We start from the raw sequence: 16,862 nt of genomic DNA, 5'->3' as shown, positions 1-16,862 counted from the left end.
TCAGGAGCTCTGCCTACTAAAACAGGCCCTGAATCTTTCCGGTTTTGACATTGACGTCGATGCGTCGGAAGGCGGGATCGGAACCGGTTCCGGGCAGGAGTTTGATGTCGCCGGCGATGGGCACAACGTAGCCGGCTCCTTCATAAATCATTACATCTCGAATCGGCAGTTTCCAGCCGCGCGGACGACCTTTCAGGTCCGGGTCATGGGACAAACTTAAATGGGTCTTGACCATACAGGTCCCGAGCTGCCGGCGGAGAGGGTCGGCATCAATTTTTTTGAGCTTCTGGAGTGCTTTTTCTTCAAAGACCACTCCATCCGCGCCGTAAATCTGCGTCGCAATCAATTCAATCCGTTCCTTGTGAGGCATCTCAAGGGGATATAAATAATCAAAATCACGCTCCTCCTGGGCGGCGGCGGCCACTTTTTCCGCCAGCTCGAGGGCCCCCTCTCCGCCGCGAAGCCAATGATCGGAAACAGCCGCCTCGGCCCCGTGGTCTTCAGCAAACCGGCGGACAAAATTCAATTCCGCATCTGTGTCCGTCTTAAAGCGGTTGATGCAGACAATCGGCCGGATTCCGGATTTGCGGACAATCTCAATATGGGCCGCCAGATTTTCGCAGCCCTTCTCGAGCAGTTCGAGGTGCTCTCGGGTATATTCAATGCTGAGCGGGGCGCCGGGTTTGACGGCCGGACCGCCGCCGTGCATCTTCAGAGCACGAACCGTCGCCACAATGACCACCGCATGGGGCTTCAGACCCGACATCCGGCATTTGAGATTCCAGAATTTTTCGTAGCCGATATCCGTCCCGAAACCGCTCTCGGTGACGACGTAATCCGCCAGTTTACAGGCAACCAGGTCCGCAATAATACTGCTTTGGCCGATGGCAATATTGGCAAAAGGACCGGCGTGCACGAGAATGGGCTGGCCCTCGATGGTCTGCAGCAGATTGGGATTGAGGGCCTCCACCATCCAGGCCGTCATCGCTCCGTCCACCTCCAGGTCAGCCGTTGTGATAGGATTGCCCTCCTTGTCGTAGGCCATCACGATTTTGCTCATTCGCTGACGCATATCGGCAAGCCCTTTGGCAATCGCCAGAATAGCCATCACCTCGCTGGAGACGGAGATTTGGAATCCGGATTCCATCTGAACCCCATCCATTTTGCCGCCTTTTCCAATGGTGATGTTCCGCAGGGCCTGCGCGCAGAAATCGATAGCCCACTTCCACTGCACATTTTCCGGGTCAATATTGAGCCGGCGAAGGCCGATTTTTGCCAAACGTTCGTCATCATAATTGCGCTCGTGCTGCATCCGTGCCGTCAGAGCAACCATTGCTAAATTGTGAGCATTCGTGACACATTCGATATCGCCGGTCAGGCGGAAGGAAAAGGGAACCAGCGGAATGCACTGGGAAAGTCCGCCGCCGGCCGCTGTACCCTTGATATTGAAGGTCGGACCGCCGCTGGGCTGACGAATGGTACCTACTACTCGTTTGTCCAGTTTGCCAAGCCCCTGCACGAGACCGATTGTCGTTGTGGTCTTCCCTTCGCCTAATGGGGTAGGCGTAATGGCCGTCACGTCGATGTAGCGGGCATTCGGGGCAAACCGAAGCCGCTCAAGTATCTTCTTATAATCCAGCTTCGCCAGTTTTTCCCCCATCGGAAGCAATTCGCCATAAGCCAGCCCTAAATCACGGGCCAGCTGATAGAGCGGTTTCATATTTTCTTCGGCGGCTTCGGCAATCTGCCAGTCGGGCATCACTCGCGGGTCCAGTGTATTCATTGTTCCCTTTCGCAAAAAAAGATGTTCTCAAAGATATTTCGGGGGATTCAGTATATAAAATTATCAGTCGGATTCCTGTTTTTTCTTTATTTTCAGCAGGAGAATATCTTCTATAAATAGATATTATACATCTTATTACATCTAAAACGGAATCTGAGCAACTGTAAATCTCGATTTTTTCTATATATAGAAAGATTAATACTCGGAAATTTTTTCTTTTTTCCTGTTGACAAAAAACCCTCGCTGCGGTACAGTAAGCCGTAGATTTACGGAGGAGGCAAAGTACATTTGCCTGCCTGAAAACGGAAGAGGTTTGAGAATGGATGGGAGGTAAAAATGAAAAAAGCAATTCTTCTGACGGCACTTCTTGCAATAGCTTTTTTCGCTTCAGCACACTATGAGTTATTTGAGGAAAATCTATCGTTAGGACAGCAAAAAGACTTAATTCACAATGATGCGGACCCCTGGAAAGGATTGATCACCTTAAACGTAACCAACACGGGAAGTGAGCCATGGGGTGATTTCCATTTTCAAATCAGCGGAGCGGGAGCATTCTTCTCTGAAGAGGGAACAGCGACAAGCATTCCCGGAGCCGTCTGGACTGTTACCCCGAGCACTGTTGATTTCTACTTCTACAGCAACCCCATCGGACAGGGCCAGAGCGCCAGCTTCACCGTATATACAAACAACCCCAACTGGCTTTCGTTCTTTACGCTGTGTGTAAATCCGACCCCTGTTCCGGAACCGGCAACATTTGCTTTGCTGGGACTGGGCGGGCTGGCTTTGATTCGCAGAAAATAGCAGCGTTGTCTTTTTCATCCGTTTTTGAATACCCAAAGGATTCAGAGAAATCTCTGAATCCTTTTTTTATTGCGCAGCAGCAGCCTGCGTTCCGTTGCACGCCTGCAGCGAATCAGGTATAATGAAATCTGATGGAAACCCCGGTTGTGCATTCCGTTTTGACTTTAGCGTGTTTAACGCTCCGCCGCTATGCAGAGGCAATCCAAAAGAACCTGGAGGCAGCAGCACAGGGTGCGGACATTGAACCGATTCACCAGGTTCGCGTGGTCTGCAGACGGCTGCGGACGGCCCTGCGTTTGTTTGCCGATTGCCTGCAGGAGGATTCCGTCTCCAAATGGCGGAAAGAATGCAAGCGGCTTTTGAAAGATTTGCGCAAGGCCCGCGACCTCGACATTCAGATGCAGTTTCTGGAGGAACTCCTGAAAAAAGCCATTCGGGACAAGAAGATTCTGCCCGGCCTCAAACGGCTTCAGCTTCGGCTCCGGCAGAAACGGCAGCGTCTGCAGAAGCGAATCCGCAAAAGCGCAGACCGATTCCGAAAACAGAATATCCTGAAGGAAATTGCTGCAGAAACGGAACGGCTCGAACAGACGCAAAGCCCTGCTGCAGAAGCCGGCGGACTTTCTGTCGCCGAACGGGCAGGGACGGCTGTACAGGAAGCAATGGAAAAAACGACAGCCCTTTTGGACCGCCTGAACGACAAAAAAGACATCAAGGGTCATCACCAGCTGCGGATTGCCGTCAAACGGCTCCGTTATACCCTGGAAATTTTCCAGCCGGCGTTCAAAGAAGATTTTGACAAACTTATTCAGCCCCTGAAAAAAATGCAGACACTCCTGGGGGATTTGAATGACTGCGCCGTCTGGCTGGAGCAAATCGAAAAATTTTCCGCGAAAGAAAAAGAACGCACAGAAGAATACTTTGGACATGCCCGCCCCTTCCTGCGGCTTCAACCCGGGATTGAGTATGTGCGGCGGAATCGAAAAAAACAATGGCAGACCCTGTTCCGAGAGGTTTGTGCTTATTGTCGGAAATTGGAAACGGACGGATTCTGGAAGCAGATGACCAAAATATTTGCAGCGCCGAAAGCAGCTTTCCCTCAAAAAAATCATGGCCCATCCTCTCCATGACAAAATTGCACAGGCAGAACGATTTGCCGACCGATGCGGGGCGGAACGCGGGCATTGGGAGCAGGTGCGCCGGCTGTCAATGCAGCTGTTTGACCGGCTTGCCGATTCATTGAAACTCGATGAGTCGGACCGGTTTGTCCTGGAATGTGCGGCGATTTTGCACGACATCGGCTGGTGCACAGGACAGCAGGGACACCATAAACAATCGATGAAAATGATTCTGGACGATACAACCCTGCCGCTGAGCCGGACGGAGCGAATTCGCATCGGCCTGACCGCCCGCTACCATCGAAAAGCTCTGCCGGTGAAAGACCATCCGATTTACAGCGAACTGGGAGCGGAGGAGCAAAAACACATAGACCTCCTGGCCGGTCTGCTGCGAATTGCAGACGGTCTGGACTGCAGCCACCGGAATCTGATCAAGGGGATTCAAGCGGAAATCAGCCGAGACCGGCTGGTGATTCGCTGCCAAGGCGGTCCAGGGGCCCACGAAGAGCTGCAGGCCGCCCGAAAAAAATCCGACCTTCTGGAAAGAGTCCTGTCCATTCCGGTCCAAATCATTCAGGAATCTTCCGCAGCGAATTTGTATTGACGAAACCCTTTTCAAAAGGGATACTGCGGCGTATGGCAGAGCAGGAAGCAAAACCGGTATCTCCCACAGAACCGCCGATCCTGGCGGTCATTGATATTGGAACCAACTCCATTCGAATGTCCATCGGCCAGGTTTTGGCCGACGGCAGCGTAGAAGTGCTCGAGCGGCTTCAGCGTGCTGTCCACCTGGGGCAGGACGCATTCCGCTTCGGTCGGCTGGAACGTATCACCATTCGAGCTGCTATCAGCATCCTGAGGGAGTTCAAGAGACGGATTGACTTTTACGGGGCGAGGCGCATCTGGACAGCCGCAACCAGCGCTCTGCGGGAGGCGCGAAATGCGGATGTGTTTGTGGACCGGGTTCTGATGAGCACTGGTCTGGAGGTGGATATTCTCGACCCGACGGAGCAGGGACGGCTGACGGTTCTGGCCGTTCGGGAAGCCCTGAAAAACGATATGTCTCTGATGGGGTGCCAAACCCTGATTACGGAAGTCGGCGGCGGCAGCACGATGCTCACATTCCTGAAAAACGGGCAAATTACCGCCTCCCAGGGACTGGGACTTGGGTCCATCCGGCTTCAGGAGATGCTGGAGCCGGCGGGGAGAAACTGGATGCAGACCTCTGAGTTTATCCGTCGGGAGATTGAATCTATCGTATCACCGCTGGAATCGCTGATGCCGCTGCGCTCGGTGAAAACCTTTCTGACACTCGGAGCGGATGCACGGTTTGCGGCGGAACAGATAGGGACACCGCTGCCGAATCCTTCTTTTCGAAAGATTTCCCGTGCCCGATTTCGGCGTTTTCTGGAAAAACTGAAGAATTTTTCGCCTGAACAGCTGGCCCAGCAGTACGACCTGCCGTACACGGAGGCGGAAACGCTGGTGCCCGCCCTGCTGATTTATCAGGAACTTCTGGACGCCACGTCCGCCAAAGAATGGATTGTTTCGTCGGTTTCGATGCGCGACGGCCTTCTGGTTGAACTGTCTCGTCGAAGCAGCGGACGTCAGGAACAGGTGTTTCGGCAGGAAGCGGTGCAGTCCGCTCTGGCGCTGGCGGAAAAATATAAGGTGAATCTGGACCATGCTCAGCGGGTAGCGGCCTGTGCCGTCCGTCTTTTCGATGCCCTGAAAACCGAGCACGGCCTTTCGGAGCGGCATCGTCTTCTCCTGGAAATTGCCGCCCTGCTGCACGAAATCGGAATGTTTGTGTCGGCGCGGGCCTACCACAAACATTCCCTGTATCTGATTTTGAATTCAGAAATATTCGGGCTCAGCCGCGAGGAAGTCCAGATTGTCGCCCATACCGCCCGGTATCACCGTCGGGGCACTCCGAAGCCGACCCATGTGGAGTATATGAGTCTGTCCCGGGAAAATCGTCTGGCGGTCAACAAACTGGCCGCTCTGCTCCGGCTGGCCAAAGCAATGGACCTGGAGGAGACCCGGCAGATCGAACAGATGCGCATCCGTCTGCAGGATGACACACTGACGATTGAAGTGCCGGGGCTTTCGGAAGAATCGCTCAAAACGCAGTCAATCGGACTGGGAACAGATTTTTTTGAAGATGTGTACGGGCTGAAAATCCTCTGGACAGGCGGACTCTGAAAGAAATCCTATGGGCAGAAGCGAAACTGAAAAACTGGAACAGCCGGAATCCTTTCTGAACCGGGAACTCAGCTGGCTTGAATTCAATCGGCGAGTGCTTCAGCAGGCCCGAAATCCGAAACTGCCTCTGCTGGAGCGCGTGAAGTTTCTGGCGATTTTTGCATCGAATCTGGACGAGTTTTTTATGATTCGCGTGGCCGGTCTTCGTCAGCAGGCGGCGGCAGGCATTCGCAAAAAGGACCCCAGCGGAAAAACCCCCGCCGAACAATTGGAGGAAATCAGCCGGCGCTGTCATCAGATGATGGAGGAACACGCCCGAACGATGCGTCAGGTCTTTGCCGAACTTCGCGAAAACGGGCTGATTCTTTTCCGGCGGGAAGAACTGACAAGCAAACAGAAAACCGCCCTCCGGGCCTATTTTGAATCTGAAATTTTTCCGGTTTTAACGCCGATTTCCCTGACAGGTCTGAATCCTCCGCCGCTGCTGGAAGGACTTCAGCTTTTTGCCGCAATTGTTCTGGAACCGCAGGAGGACACGGAAGAGGTCTCCATCTTGGCCGTTCCCGTGCCGGACAGTTTTAAGCGATTTCCGGCGATTCCGTCTTCGGGACAAACGGTTTTGATTCCTTTGGAAGATTTGATACTGGAATACGCCGCAATGCTGTGTCCCAACCGGACAATCCGCTCCACCGCCTGTTTCCGGATTACACGGGATGCAGACGTTCCGATTCAGGAAGATGAAGCGGGCGACCTGCTGGAAACGATGGAGGAGGCGGTACGGGAGCGGCTTCGTCGGGCGGCAGTGCGGCTGCAGATTTCCTCCAATCCGGCGCCGGAACTGCTCGAATGGCTGCGGAAACACCTGAATCTGAAGTCGGAGGATATCTACGAAACCGATGCCCTGCTGGGGGCTCGCAGTTTGTGGGAGATTGCCGAACGGCCGGGCTATGAACGGCTGAAGCTTGCCGACTGGCCCCCTCAGCCGCCGGCGGACCTGCCGGAGGGGGAGGATCTCTGGGAGACTCTTCGCGACCGCGATGTGCTGCTGGTTCATCCGTACGAGAGTTTTGACCCGGTGGTGCGTCTTTTGAAAGAGGCCGCGGAAGACCCGCAGGTGCTGGCCATCAAGCAGACGCTTTACCGGACCAGCGGGGATTCACCGATTATCCGGGCCCTGGAGGAGGCCGCCCAGAACGGCAAAGAGGTCACTGTGCTGGTGGAACTGAAGGCACGGTTTGACGAGGAACGAAACATCCAATGGGCCCGCCGGCTGGAGGATGCCGGCTGTACGGTGATTTACGGTGTGATGGGACTGAAAACCCATGCCAAGGCCCTGCTGATTGTTCGACGGGAGGAAGGACGCATTCGGCGGTATGTGCATCTTTCGACGGGCAATTACAATGACAAAACGGCACGAATTTACTCTGACATCGGCCTGATGAGCGCCGATTCCGAACTGACCCGAGATACGGCCTCCTTTTTCAACCTGCTGACAGGACTGTCTGAATCCGTCGGCTGGTCCAAACTGGTCATTGCCCCGACAGCAATGCGCCGACGTCTCCTGGAACTGATTGAGCGGGAAATTCAGGTGTCCAGTCCGGACCGTCCGGGGCTGATTATGGCCAAACTGAATGCCCTGGAGGACAAACAAATGTGCCAGGCGCTGTACCGGGCCTCGCAGGCGGGAGTAAAAGTGCGGCTGAATATTCGCGGAATCTGCTGTCTTCGGCCCGGTGTGAAAGGGCTGTCCGAAAACATTGAAGTCGTCTCGATCGTGGACCGGTTTCTTGAACACGCCCGGATTCTGTATTTCGGCAACGGCGGCCATCCGGAGGTGTATCTGGCCAGTGCGGACTGGATGGGCCGCAATCTGGACAGACGGCTGGAACTGCTGTTTCCGATTGCAGACGCCGGTCACAAAAAACGCCTCATTCAAATGCTCGAACTGTATCTGCAGGATAATTGTCAATCGTGGCAGCTGCTGCCCGACGGGACCTACAAGCTCAAAGAATCCAAAGGCAAACCCGTTCGGGCTCAGCAAGTCCTCTATGAACAGGCCGTGGAGGCGGCCCGGCGAGGCCGAAGGAGCCAAAGCCGCTTTCGGCCCATCAAACAGGACTAATCCTCGCAGCGTCCTGACTTCTTTTTTTCCGCTGTACCGGCGAAGGAAACCGCCCCTCGGATTTCCGTGATGGAATCAGGCAGGCTCTGTTCCGGGTATCGGAATCACATCATCGGCCGGCGCCTTGACGGTCCCCTTCTCAAAATCCTCCGCCGTGGGAGAAAGAGTGAGATTGTACCACGGACTTTTGGACTGGGGGTCGGTCAGGTCCTGCCAGCGAACCAGCTGGCCGGTATAGGCGCTGATTCGTCCCATCAGGGCGGTCAAATTGGTCTGGGCCGCCCACTGTGCATCCTGCAGGGGCTTGCCGTCTCGAATGCTCTTGAGCAGGTCGATATGCTCCTGCACATAGGGATTTTCGTGCAGCTGCAGCTCCGGGACAGACACGCGTTTGCCGTCGGAAGGATTGACCGGTCCGCTTCCGGCCGCAGTGCCCTGCGTGCCCGTAAAGAACTCGGCCACGCGGTTATAGCAGCTGTCCACCTGACGGCACATGCTGTGGATATGAATCCCGCCGCCGTAGTCAAAATCAACACTGAAGAAGTCGAACTGGTTGCCTGTCTTTCGGCGGGCTCGTCCGCCGAAGCCCACACACTGCTTCGGGGTTTTGCCCAGGAACCAATTGGCCACATCAATATTGTGAAAATGCTGTTCGACAATATGGTCGCCGGACATTTCGGTAAAACTGACCCAGTTGCGAACCATGTAATCAGCATCGCTTTCGCCGGGAAGCCGCTTGTTGAACCACAGGTGTCCCATGCACCACCAGACCTGGCCGGACAGGATGGTGCCGATAGCCCCCTGGTCAATCGCAGCTTTGGTCTGCAGGTAAGAGGCCTGATGTCTCCGCTGAGCCCCTACACAGACAGCCAGCCCTTTGGAAACGGCGGTCTGTCCGACTTCGAGAATTTTTCGGGCTCCCGGCGCATCGACGGCCACGGGTTTTTCCATAAAGACGTGCTTGCCGGCGGCTATCGCCGCTTCAAAATGGCGGGGACGAAAAACAGGCGGTGTCACCAGCAGCACCACATCCGCTTCCGAAGCGAGGGCTTTTTGATAAGCCAGAGGGCCGTCGAAACATCGGTCCTGCGGCACCTGATGTTCCTGAGCGGTTTTCAGGACGCGGTCTTTGAAAAAATCCGCCAGCGCGGTGATTTCCGCCGTCATTCCGAGGGAAGAAACGGCCTGAAGACAGTCTTTTAAGGCTCCGTTTCCGCGTCCGCCGCAGCCGATCAGGGCCAGCCGAATCTTTTCCTGTCCGGCGGCGAACAAAGCGGAGGCCGCCGGCCAGAACGCCGCGGAGGAGGCAACAGCCGATGTTTTCAGAAAATCCCGACGCGTCAGATTTGTATCACTTCGCTGGTTCATCTGTTCGCTCCTAAAAAATTTGTCTTTGGAAGTTTCCGCCCCTACCGAAGCTTCTCGAGAACAATATTGCGAAACTCAATCGGAGACCCTTCCGACTGGAGGGCGATAAATCCGGATGCAGCGGAAAGCCCTTCGGCCCGATTCTGCCGCACGCCGTTGACAATCAGTTCGAGGGTATTGTCCCGACAGATAATTTCATAGCGGTTCCATTGCGGGGGTTTCTTTTCACTGGAGGGTTTCTGACGAGCCAGCCGCAGATAGCGGGACTCTTCAGGACGGAAGGCCTTTCCATCCGCCGTCAGCGACAACTCCTCCCCAATGATAATCAGGTCGCCTGCATCCCCGCTTCGCAGCTGGGCCTCATAACAGGTCGGCCAAAGCCGGTCTTCTCCGGTCCCGTGCAGGAGCACGCCGCTGTTGGTCGGCTCCTGCGGCCAGCGCCATTCGAGCGTCAGTTTGTAGTTGGAAAAAGGCCGAGTTGTGCGAAGATACCCGTTGGGCCGCCCCTCGCACCGCAGGATACCATCCCGGATGCTCCAGACTTCGGTCACAACCACGCCCGGGTCGTCCGTATAGAACTTCCATCCGTCCAGATTGTAGCCGTTAAACAGCCGGATGCGCTCCGCACAGCCGGAGGTCAGCACGCCGACACACAAACTAATCAGAGCAATTTCATATCTCATCGAAAGGCTCCTTTGGTTTCAGGGTTCAAATGCATCACAGAGCCGATAGGCGGCGATTCGGGCCAGCTCCCCCTCTTTGCCGGGTTTGCTGGTGCCGTGCTCCATACAGAGCACCCCTTCGTACTTTTTCTGATAGAGATGTCTGAAAATGTTTTGGTAATTGATTTCGCCGGTGGTCGGTTCCATCCGCCCGGGGACATCGCCGATATGAAAGGCGGCGATACGGCTGTAGGCCGCATCGATGTTGTGAATCAGATTGCCTTCCGTAATCTGCTGATGGAAAAGGTCGTTGACAATCATACAGGCGGGGCTTCCGACGGCCTGACAAATCTGAAAGGCCTGCGAGATTTTCGTCAAAAACAGACCCGGATGACTCTTGGGATTGAGCGGCTCAATCACTATCGTAAGGCCGGCCGGTTCGCAAACCTCGGCACAATACTTGAGATTTTCGACCACATTGGCCGTCTGGTAATCCCACTCCAGACTCTGGTCATACTGACCGGGAACCACCAGAGCCCACCTGGCGCCGGTGCGTTTGGCCGTCTCGACGGCCTGCTTCATTTTGGAAACCAGCTGATTCTTCACCGAGCGGGACGGCATCACAAAGGTACGCTGGCCGAACTGGGCCTCTGCGACAAAGGGGCCTATCATCATTTCGTACTGAGCGGCGGCCTGAGCAATCTTTTCCTGCAGGTCGGGGCTTTTGCCCATCAGCCCGTTGTCAAAAAACGCCCGAAACCCCTGCTCATGCATAAACTTGATTTGGTCAATCGGGTCCTCGCCGGCGTGATGTTTGAATTGGCCCAATTCGGGTGCGTAACGGAGCTTGAAAGGGCCTGTCGGTTTTTCAGAAGTCTGCTCCGCCGCCTTCAGCGAGGAAGAAAGTGCGGCGGTCGTCAGCAATGACGTCCCCAAAAACGTGCGTCGATTCATAAGCAATCCTTTTCCTGACATTTTTATCCACCCAATATGATTCCCGAAGCCGCCTGTTTTATCGCAGCCTCGCCCGCTCAGACATTCGCTTTCCGCAAAAAATCATGATTTTCCACGCGGTGCCGTAACCCACAAAATCAGGGCACCGAGGAGAACAATCGGCAGGACCCAGGCCGTAGAGGAGGTATTCGTAATCTCCGGCAGCGTAACTTTCCCGTAATTGAAATGCTGTTCCAGAGAGACGACAACCGTCGGATAGATTAGAATATAAACCATAGCTCCGACAAACATCCCGAGCACGGTGATCAGAGCATCCATCCGTCCGGCCGCCGCACAGGCCAAACCTGTTCCCGGACAGTAGCCGGTAATCCCGAATCCCACCCCCAGCAGGGCACCGCCGATAAACACCGTAAGAACAGCAGCCGGCTTGACATCCGAGTTGGCATGACCGGTTTTCTGGAGAATCCAGGTACCGAGCATGCCGACCAGCACAAAAAGTGCAATCGTCCGAAAGGCATGAAAATCCTTCAGCCGGAGAGAGCCGATAATTTTATCCGGTTCGGCAAGGCCGCCCAGGTACAGAGCGGCGCCGAACAAAAAACCAATCAGAAGTCCCCAGAAAACCGCTGACATAATGTATCCTCCTTATTTTTCAAAATCCGGGGTTTTGGGGTAGACAAGCCAAGCCGTCAGCATTCCGAAGCTGAACAGCCCGATTGTCATCGGTACGGCATTCAGAGACAGCTGCGCCCATCCGCTGGCGAAGCCCCCGCTGGTGCAGCCGTGGGCCAGCCGGGCCCCGAGCAGGATGAAAATCCCCCCGATAAACCCAGCAAAAAAACGTCCAAAGAGCGAACCGTTTCGATTGGTCTTCCACCAGACAGTCGAGGTCTGCAGTTTCCAGCGTTTGACCATGACGGCGGCCGTAAACGCGCCGAGAACAATCCCCACATCCAGCCAGAAGCCGTATCCAATCTTCCGGTTTTTCTCCTGACTGAGGAGAGGATGATTCTGGGCATATTCGGGGGCTGCTTTGTGCATCACGATGCTGTCGAGAATCACAAACTGAGTGGAGACTCCCAGCGGGCCTTTTACATAGACAGCCAGGACCTGAATCAGGCCCAGCGCCAGCCCGGCCGCCCACCAGGGAAGAGGTGCCTTAGGAACTTTGATTTCTCCCATAAAAGACTCCTTTCCGAAAAGACATCAAAAACGATTGAATTACACTGGGCAACCCGAATCGTTTTCTATTCAACAGACTCCTCGTTCTCCTATCGAGACTGTTCGGAAAACTTATCGGCATCTTTGAGCAGCTTGTATTCCACGCTGTCCACCAGAGCCAGCCAGCTGGCCTCGATGATATTCTCCGAAACGCCGACCGTGCCCCACAGGTCGGCTCGGTCGCGGCTTTCAATGACAACCCGGACCCGGGCCGCCGTGCCCGCTTTGGCATTGACCACACGAACCTTGTAATCAACCAGAGACATCTCCCGCAGAGACGGATAGAACCGTTCGAGGGCCTTCCGAAGGGCGTTATCCAGTGCATTGACCGGACCATCCCCTTCCGCAACAACGTGTTCCACTTTGCCGTCTACCTGAAGTTTGACCGTGGCCTCCGTGACCATTGCGCCATCGGGATTTCTCTCCACATCAATGTGATATTTAATCAGTTCGAAACTGGGAACATATTCGCCGAGCGTTTTCTTCACAAGCAAATCGAAGCTGGCCTCGGCCGTTTCAAACTGATAGCCGGCGTTTTCAAGGTCCTGAACGGCTTTGAGAATTTTGGCCGCCGTTTGCTTGTCGGCGGTAATTTTTTTGCGTTCGAGCTTGTCGAGTACATTGGAAGAACCGGACAGCTCCGAAATCAGATATTTGCGCTCATTGCCCACCAGAGAGGGGTGGATATGTTCATACGTTTTTTCGTTCTTGCGGAGGGCATCAATATGCAGCCCGCCCTTGTGGGCAAAGGCACTTTCGCCTACATAAGGCAGGTTAGACACGGGGGGCAAATTGGCCACTTCAAAGACAAAACGAGACAGCTCCGTCAGTCCTTTGAGACGAGAAAGGCCGACCGTTTCATAGCCCATTTTCAGAGTCAGATTGGGAATAATCGAACAGAGGTTGGCATTGCCGCTTCGCTCCCCCAGTCCGTTGATGGTTCCCTGAACCTGGCGGGCCCCTGCCTGCACGGCCGCCAGGGAATTGGCCACAGCACAGTCCGAGTCATTATGGGTATGAATTCCGACGACCGCCCCGCTCAGGGTCCGGCAGACCACCTGTGTGATATCGAAGACCTCATTCGGCAGACAGCCGCCGTTTGTCTCACACAGCACCAAGACTTCCGCCCCGGCCTCGGCGGCAGCCTGAAGAACCTTCAAGGCATACTCCGGATTGTTTTTATACCCGTCAAAGAAATGCTCCGCATCAAAAAAGACCCTGCGCCCCTGCTTTTTCAGATAGGCAACAGAATCCGCACAGAGCTGAAGATTGTCCTCAAGGGAACAGCGAAGGACTTCCTTGACGTGCAGGTCCCAACTTTTCCCGACGATGGTCAGAACCGGAGCACCGCAGGCCAAAAGCGCCCGAAGCCCCGCGTCTTCCTCCGGTTTCTGAGAAGCCCGCCGGGTGCTTCCAAAGGCCGCCAGAATGGAATTTTTCAGCTTTTCCTGAGCCAGTCGGGCAAAAAACTGCTCTTCCTTGGGATTGCTGAGAGGAAAACCGCCTTCGATATAATGGATACCAAACTCATCCAGTTTTCGGGCAATCAGCAGTTTATCCTCGAGGGAAAAACTGATGCCCTCGGCCTGCATTCCATCCCGCAAAGTTGTGTCGTATATGGCTACTTTTCCCATTTTTCCCATTTACCGAAGAAGACAGCCGCATTGTAGCCCTCCGGCGTCCACAAGTAAAGCAGAAAAACAAGACACCTCTCTGCAAGAAAAGACGAGTTTCCTTGAAACCGTTCAGCCCCCCTAAAAATCATTCAGGATTTGACCTTGGCCTTAAACTCTCCGCACCAGTTGCTGTCATAGACCTTCGGCCAGTGAACATCCGTCTTATAGCTGCCCGTAGCTTCGGAGCGTGTAACAAAAATAGTCCTGTTCGGGCTTGGGGCATACCATCTGCATTCCCCGGAGCCCGGAGAGGTTTGAAGATAATAATCACATTTGTCACAGGTCTGCTGGCGGACTTCCATCATAATCGGCTCCTTTTCTCCAGAATGTCTTCTTTCATACACGAGCAGAAAGCAATGACAATCCTAAAAGAGAAAAAGTCCGGGGTCAAACTTTTTTTTCTTCCGGGTTTTCTGCAGGAAAACAGCCCCGGCAGAAGAAAAACCTCTTTCGCCATCCTTTTGGGAAAATTCCGGACTGAAACAGACAAGAATTGGCAAAAAAGAGATTTTACGAACCTGACATTTTTTTTCTTGCAATTTGAAGAAGCCCATGTGTAAAGTATGTGGAATCAAGCAAAGTGAGGTTCTCTGAGCGGCCCTGCTCATTTTGAAATTGAAGGACAAAACGCTGTTTTTGTTTTTCTCTCCTGCTGATTTTTTCTGCGTTTGAACAGAGCGAAGTTGCTCCATCTATTGATTTTCCTCCGCCGTTTGTCTTTGAGTTTCTGCAACAAGTCCCCACGGGCTTTGCGCAGACATCGCTGACAGCGGGCTTTTTATCATATACGAGTACACAAGGCGGAAACGTTATTTGGAGGGTTTTAATCTTATGAAAACAAAAGAAACTGTCATCCTCGGACTGATTGCCGTCCTGATGATTTCTCCGTTCATCTTCGGTCAAATCCGGGATGGAATGTTTCAGGTGAATCTGTACAGCCCGGAGGAAATCTCCTGGGAGAGGGAACTAAATTCCGGCTACAACAGCATGTGGTACCGGTACCCGCGTCCGAACGCCCCTGAGCCCCGGCCGTGGTGGAATGAATGGTACTGGAATGACCCGTACATCCTGGGAGGCAAATGGATCCAAGTCTCATTCGACTACAAACTGCTCATTCCGGATTTGCCGGGGGATGTGTTTATCACCATCAACTGGACGAACGGACTGTGGGTGGGACAGAATACACCCCCAATTTGGTCCGACCCGCCCGGCTATGACCCGGAGATGTACATCGAGCGGCTCTCCGACCCCCAGTACAATATGAATCTGGATGACTGGAAATTCCATCTGCCGCCGGGAACTCCGCCCGGACATTGGGACAGCGGAATCATTTGGCTGCCGATTGACTACAATCCGGAGTGGGTATCCATCGACGTACAGGGAATGGGCAACGTGGGCATCTGGAACGGCGTGATTCTCCACGAGTGCGTTCCTGAACCGTCCACACTGAGTCTTCTGGCTGTGGCTGGAGCGGTGATGATTCGGTTCAAAAAGTAAGTTTTCTCCGTCTAATTTCCAAAAGGCCGGCGGTTTTTCGAGAAAAAGACTGTCGGCCTTTTCTTTTTTCAAACCTTCTTTGCTCCCGACGAGCAAGCGTCTATAATATCCTCCGACATCAATCTAAGGAGACGATTTATGGGCAGGGAGTTTGTCGCTATTGGAAGATGGAAAAGCCGGATTCGCACGGAAATCATCGCTGGATTAACCACTTTTCTGACAATGGCCTACATTATTTTCGTCAACCCGGATATCTTATCCAAAACCGGAATGGACGCCTCAGCCCTGATTCTGATTACTTGTCTGGTAACCGGAATCTGCACCATCGCCACAGGGCTGCTGGCCGATGCTCCGATTGCAATGGCCCCCGGAATGGGGCTGAATGCGTTTTTTGCCTATACGCTCGTGCTGACGGAACACATTTCCTGGCAGACAGCCCTCGGTGTGGTTTTTCTGTCGGGCCTGTTCTTTCTGATACTGACCCTGGCCGGACTTCGCCGAAAACTGGTGGAGGCGATTCCGCCGTCCCTGATTGCCGCCATTTCTGTCGGAATCGGTCTGTTTATTACATTCATTGGTCTTCAAAATCTGGGACTGGTACGCGACCATCCGGTCACGCTGGTGACGGCCGCCCCGCTCAATAAAACCATCCTGATTGGCTTGGCAGGGCTTTTGATGATGCTCTTTCTGGAAATCCGCCGCATCCCAGGGGCCCTGCTGCTCGGAATTGCCTTTTCGACCGCTCTGGCCGCCGTGTTTGGAGAGATTGCCCTACCCAAACAGTTCATTTCGGCCGATTTTCGGATTTCCGATGTCGCCTTTCAACTGGATATCCTCGGGGCGTTAAAATGGGGGCTTTTCTCGAGCATTTTTACCCTGATGTTTATCGACATGTTTGACAGCATCGGCACGCTGCTGGCCGTGGCACCTCAGGCAGGGCTGGCCGACGAGACCGGAAAGATTCAAAAACTCGACCGGCTCTTGGCCATCGATGCGGCGGCAACCATGTTCGGAGCGCTGATGGGAACCTCCACGACAACCTCCTATATCGAATCCGCCGCCGGGATTGAGCAGGGAGGCCGGACAGGACTGACGGCCGTCGTAACGGGGCTTTTTTTCCTGCTGTCCGCCTTTTTGGCTCCTTTGGTGGCAATTGTCCCTTCTTATGCCACGGCGCCGGCCCTTATCATGGTCGGCCTGTTTATGATGAAGCGGATAAAAGAAATCGACTTTTCAGACGTCGAACACGGCCTGCCCTCTTTTTTCATTATGGTTCTGATTGCCCTTTGCTATTCCATCAGCGAAGGGCTGGCCTTCGGCTTTCTCGCTCATACCCTGATTATGGTCCTGAAAGGAAAAATCAGACAAATCAACCCGACTCTGTGGATAATCACGGTGCTTTCTGTTCTGTATTTTGTTTTTAAGGTGCTCCGGGAAGCGGGCATCCGTTTGTAA

Annotated in this window: 16 protein-coding genes; 7 read left to right on the top strand and 9 right to left on the bottom strand. The window is 54.0% G+C overall.

Going from position 1 to position 16,862, the window contains the following annotated elements; translation table 11 throughout:
* Window positions 1-16 precede the first annotated feature (16 nt).
* Complete coding sequence (locus PKY88_06675) at window positions 17-1,783, bottom strand: formate--tetrahydrofolate ligase (GenBank protein HOQ04880.1); 1,767 nt, start codon at window positions 1,781-1,783, stop codon at window positions 17-19.
* A 336-nt stretch (window positions 1,784-2,119) separates the two neighbouring features.
* Between PKY88_06675 and PKY88_06670 the strand changes: the two genes are divergently transcribed.
* From PKY88_06670 to ppk1, 5 genes are all read left to right on the top strand, one after another.
* Entirely contained in the window at window positions 2,120-2,584 is a 465-nt protein-coding gene (locus PKY88_06670) for a PEP-CTERM sorting domain-containing protein (GenBank protein HOQ04879.1), read from the top strand.
* Between the two features lie 131 nt (window positions 2,585-2,715).
* A complete protein-coding gene (locus PKY88_06665; GenBank protein HOQ04878.1) occupies window positions 2,716-3,714 on the top strand; it encodes a CHAD domain-containing protein in 999 nt (332 codons plus the stop codon).
* A complete protein-coding gene (locus tag PKY88_06660) occupies window positions 3,695-4,306 on the top strand; it encodes an HD domain-containing protein (GenBank protein ID HOQ04877.1) in 612 nt (203 codons plus the stop codon). Before PKY88_06665 ends, PKY88_06660 begins: the two co-directional genes overlap by 20 nt.
* Before the next feature lie 32 nt (window positions 4,307-4,338).
* Window positions 4,339-5,907 (top strand): Ppx/GppA phosphatase family protein, encoded by a 1,569-nt coding sequence (locus PKY88_06655; GenBank protein HOQ04876.1) that lies wholly within the window; start codon window positions 4,339-4,341, stop codon window positions 5,905-5,907.
* Between the two features lie 10 nt (window positions 5,908-5,917).
* On the top strand, window positions 5,918-8,029 hold the full coding sequence (ppk1, locus tag PKY88_06650) for a polyphosphate kinase 1 (protein ID HOQ04875.1): 2,112 nt from the start codon (window positions 5,918-5,920) through the stop codon (window positions 8,027-8,029).
* A gap of 75 nt (window positions 8,030-8,104) precedes the next feature.
* On the opposite strand, the gene PKY88_06645 is transcribed toward ppk1, so the two are convergent.
* The 8 genes from PKY88_06645 to PKY88_06610 all read right to left on the bottom strand — a co-directional run bounded on the left by PKY88_06645 (window position 8,105) and on the right by PKY88_06610 (window position 14,602).
* Window positions 8,105-9,397: a Gfo/Idh/MocA family oxidoreductase gene (locus PKY88_06645; protein HOQ04874.1), complete on the bottom strand. Its 1,293-nt coding sequence runs from the start codon at window positions 9,395-9,397 to the stop codon at window positions 8,105-8,107.
* A 41-nt stretch (window positions 9,398-9,438) separates the two neighbouring features.
* Window positions 9,439-10,080, bottom strand: coding sequence for a DUF1080 domain-containing protein (locus PKY88_06640; protein ID HOQ04873.1), 642 nt, complete (start codon window positions 10,078-10,080; stop codon window positions 9,439-9,441).
* Between the two features lie 18 nt (window positions 10,081-10,098).
* The gene (locus PKY88_06635; protein ID HOQ04872.1) at window positions 10,099-11,013 is read right to left on the bottom strand and encodes a TIM barrel protein; all 915 of its coding nucleotides are present in this window, start codon (window positions 11,011-11,013) and stop codon (window positions 10,099-10,101) included.
* Between the two features lie 102 nt (window positions 11,014-11,115).
* Entirely contained in the window at window positions 11,116-11,646 is a 531-nt protein-coding gene (locus tag PKY88_06630) for a YeeE/YedE thiosulfate transporter family protein (GenBank protein ID HOQ04871.1), read from the bottom strand.
* A 12-nt stretch (window positions 11,647-11,658) separates the two neighbouring features.
* On the bottom strand, window positions 11,659-12,195 hold the full coding sequence (locus PKY88_06625) for a YeeE/YedE thiosulfate transporter family protein (protein HOQ04870.1): 537 nt from the start codon (window positions 12,193-12,195) through the stop codon (window positions 11,659-11,661).
* Between the two features lie 89 nt (window positions 12,196-12,284).
* A complete protein-coding gene (gene cimA / locus PKY88_06620; protein ID HOQ04869.1) occupies window positions 12,285-13,868 on the bottom strand; it encodes a citramalate synthase in 1,584 nt (527 codons plus the stop codon).
* 131 nt (window positions 13,869-13,999) lie between these two features.
* Window positions 14,000-14,215 carry a hypothetical protein gene (locus PKY88_06615; protein ID HOQ04868.1) on the bottom strand — a complete coding sequence of 72 codons (216 nt, stop codon included), beginning with the start codon at window positions 14,213-14,215 and terminating at the stop codon, window positions 14,000-14,002.
* A 60-nt stretch (window positions 14,216-14,275) separates the two neighbouring features.
* The gene (locus tag PKY88_06610) at window positions 14,276-14,602 is read right to left on the bottom strand and encodes a hypothetical protein (protein HOQ04867.1); all 327 of its coding nucleotides are present in this window, start codon (window positions 14,600-14,602) and stop codon (window positions 14,276-14,278) included.
* A gap of 139 nt (window positions 14,603-14,741) precedes the next feature.
* Here PKY88_06610 and PKY88_06605 point away from each other — a divergent pair, with 139 nt between their 5' ends.
* Window positions 14,742-15,407, top strand: coding sequence for a PEP-CTERM sorting domain-containing protein (locus tag PKY88_06605; GenBank protein HOQ04866.1), 666 nt, complete (start codon window positions 14,742-14,744; stop codon window positions 15,405-15,407).
* Window positions 15,408-15,545: 138 nt separating this feature from the next.
* The gene (locus tag PKY88_06600) at window positions 15,546-16,862 is read left to right on the top strand and encodes an NCS2 family permease (protein ID HOQ04865.1); all 1,317 of its coding nucleotides are present in this window, start codon (window positions 15,546-15,548) and stop codon (window positions 16,860-16,862) included.

This window comes from Anaerohalosphaeraceae bacterium (genome assembly GCA_035378985.1).
GTDB lineage: Bacteria > Planctomycetota > Phycisphaerae > Sedimentisphaerales > Anaerohalosphaeraceae > JAHDQI01.
This window is presented reverse-complemented; position numbering and strand designations above follow the sequence as displayed.

Bases quoted from the DNA above. Each gene is read 5' to 3' on its own strand.
- PKY88_06625 (HOQ04870.1), bottom strand. From the start codon at position 12,195: ATGGGAGAAATCAAAGTTCCTAAGGCACCTCTTCCCTGGTGGGCGGCC.
- PKY88_06630 (HOQ04871.1), bottom strand. From the start codon at position 11,646: ATGTCAGCGGTTTTCTGGGGACTTCTGATTGGTTTTTTGTTCGGCGCC.
- PKY88_06640 (HOQ04873.1), bottom strand. From the start codon at position 10,080: ATGAGATATGAAATTGCTCTGATTAGTTTGTGTGTCGGCGTGCTGACC.
- PKY88_06600 (HOQ04865.1), top strand. From the start codon at position 15,546: ATGGGCAGGGAGTTTGTCGCTATTGGAAGATGGAAAAGCCGGATTCGC.
- PKY88_06645 (HOQ04874.1), bottom strand. From the start codon at position 9,397: ATGAACCAGCGAAGTGATACAAATCTGACGCGTCGGGATTTTCTGAAA.
- cimA (HOQ04869.1), bottom strand. From the start codon at position 13,868: ATGGGAAAAGTAGCCATATACGACACAACTTTGCGGGATGGAATGCAG.
- PKY88_06660 (HOQ04877.1), top strand. From the start codon at position 3,695: ATGGCCCATCCTCTCCATGACAAAATTGCACAGGCAGAACGATTTGCC.
- PKY88_06615 (HOQ04868.1), bottom strand. From the start codon at position 14,215: ATGATGGAAGTCCGCCAGCAGACCTGTGACAAATGTGATTATTATCTT.
- PKY88_06670 (HOQ04879.1), top strand. From the start codon at position 2,120: ATGAAAAAAGCAATTCTTCTGACGGCACTTCTTGCAATAGCTTTTTTC.
- PKY88_06605 (HOQ04866.1), top strand. From the start codon at position 14,742: ATGAAAACAAAAGAAACTGTCATCCTCGGACTGATTGCCGTCCTGATG.
- PKY88_06610 (HOQ04867.1), bottom strand. From the start codon at position 14,602: ATGGAGCAACTTCGCTCTGTTCAAACGCAGAAAAAATCAGCAGGAGAG.
- ppk1 (HOQ04875.1), top strand. From the start codon at position 5,918: ATGGGCAGAAGCGAAACTGAAAAACTGGAACAGCCGGAATCCTTTCTG.
- PKY88_06635 (HOQ04872.1), bottom strand. From the start codon at position 11,013: ATGAATCGACGCACGTTTTTGGGGACGTCATTGCTGACGACCGCCGCA.
- PKY88_06675 (HOQ04880.1), bottom strand. From the start codon at position 1,783: ATGAATACACTGGACCCGCGAGTGATGCCCGACTGGCAGATTGCCGAA.
- PKY88_06665 (HOQ04878.1), top strand. From the start codon at position 2,716: ATGGAAACCCCGGTTGTGCATTCCGTTTTGACTTTAGCGTGTTTAACG.
- PKY88_06655 (HOQ04876.1), top strand. From the start codon at position 4,339: ATGGCAGAGCAGGAAGCAAAACCGGTATCTCCCACAGAACCGCCGATC.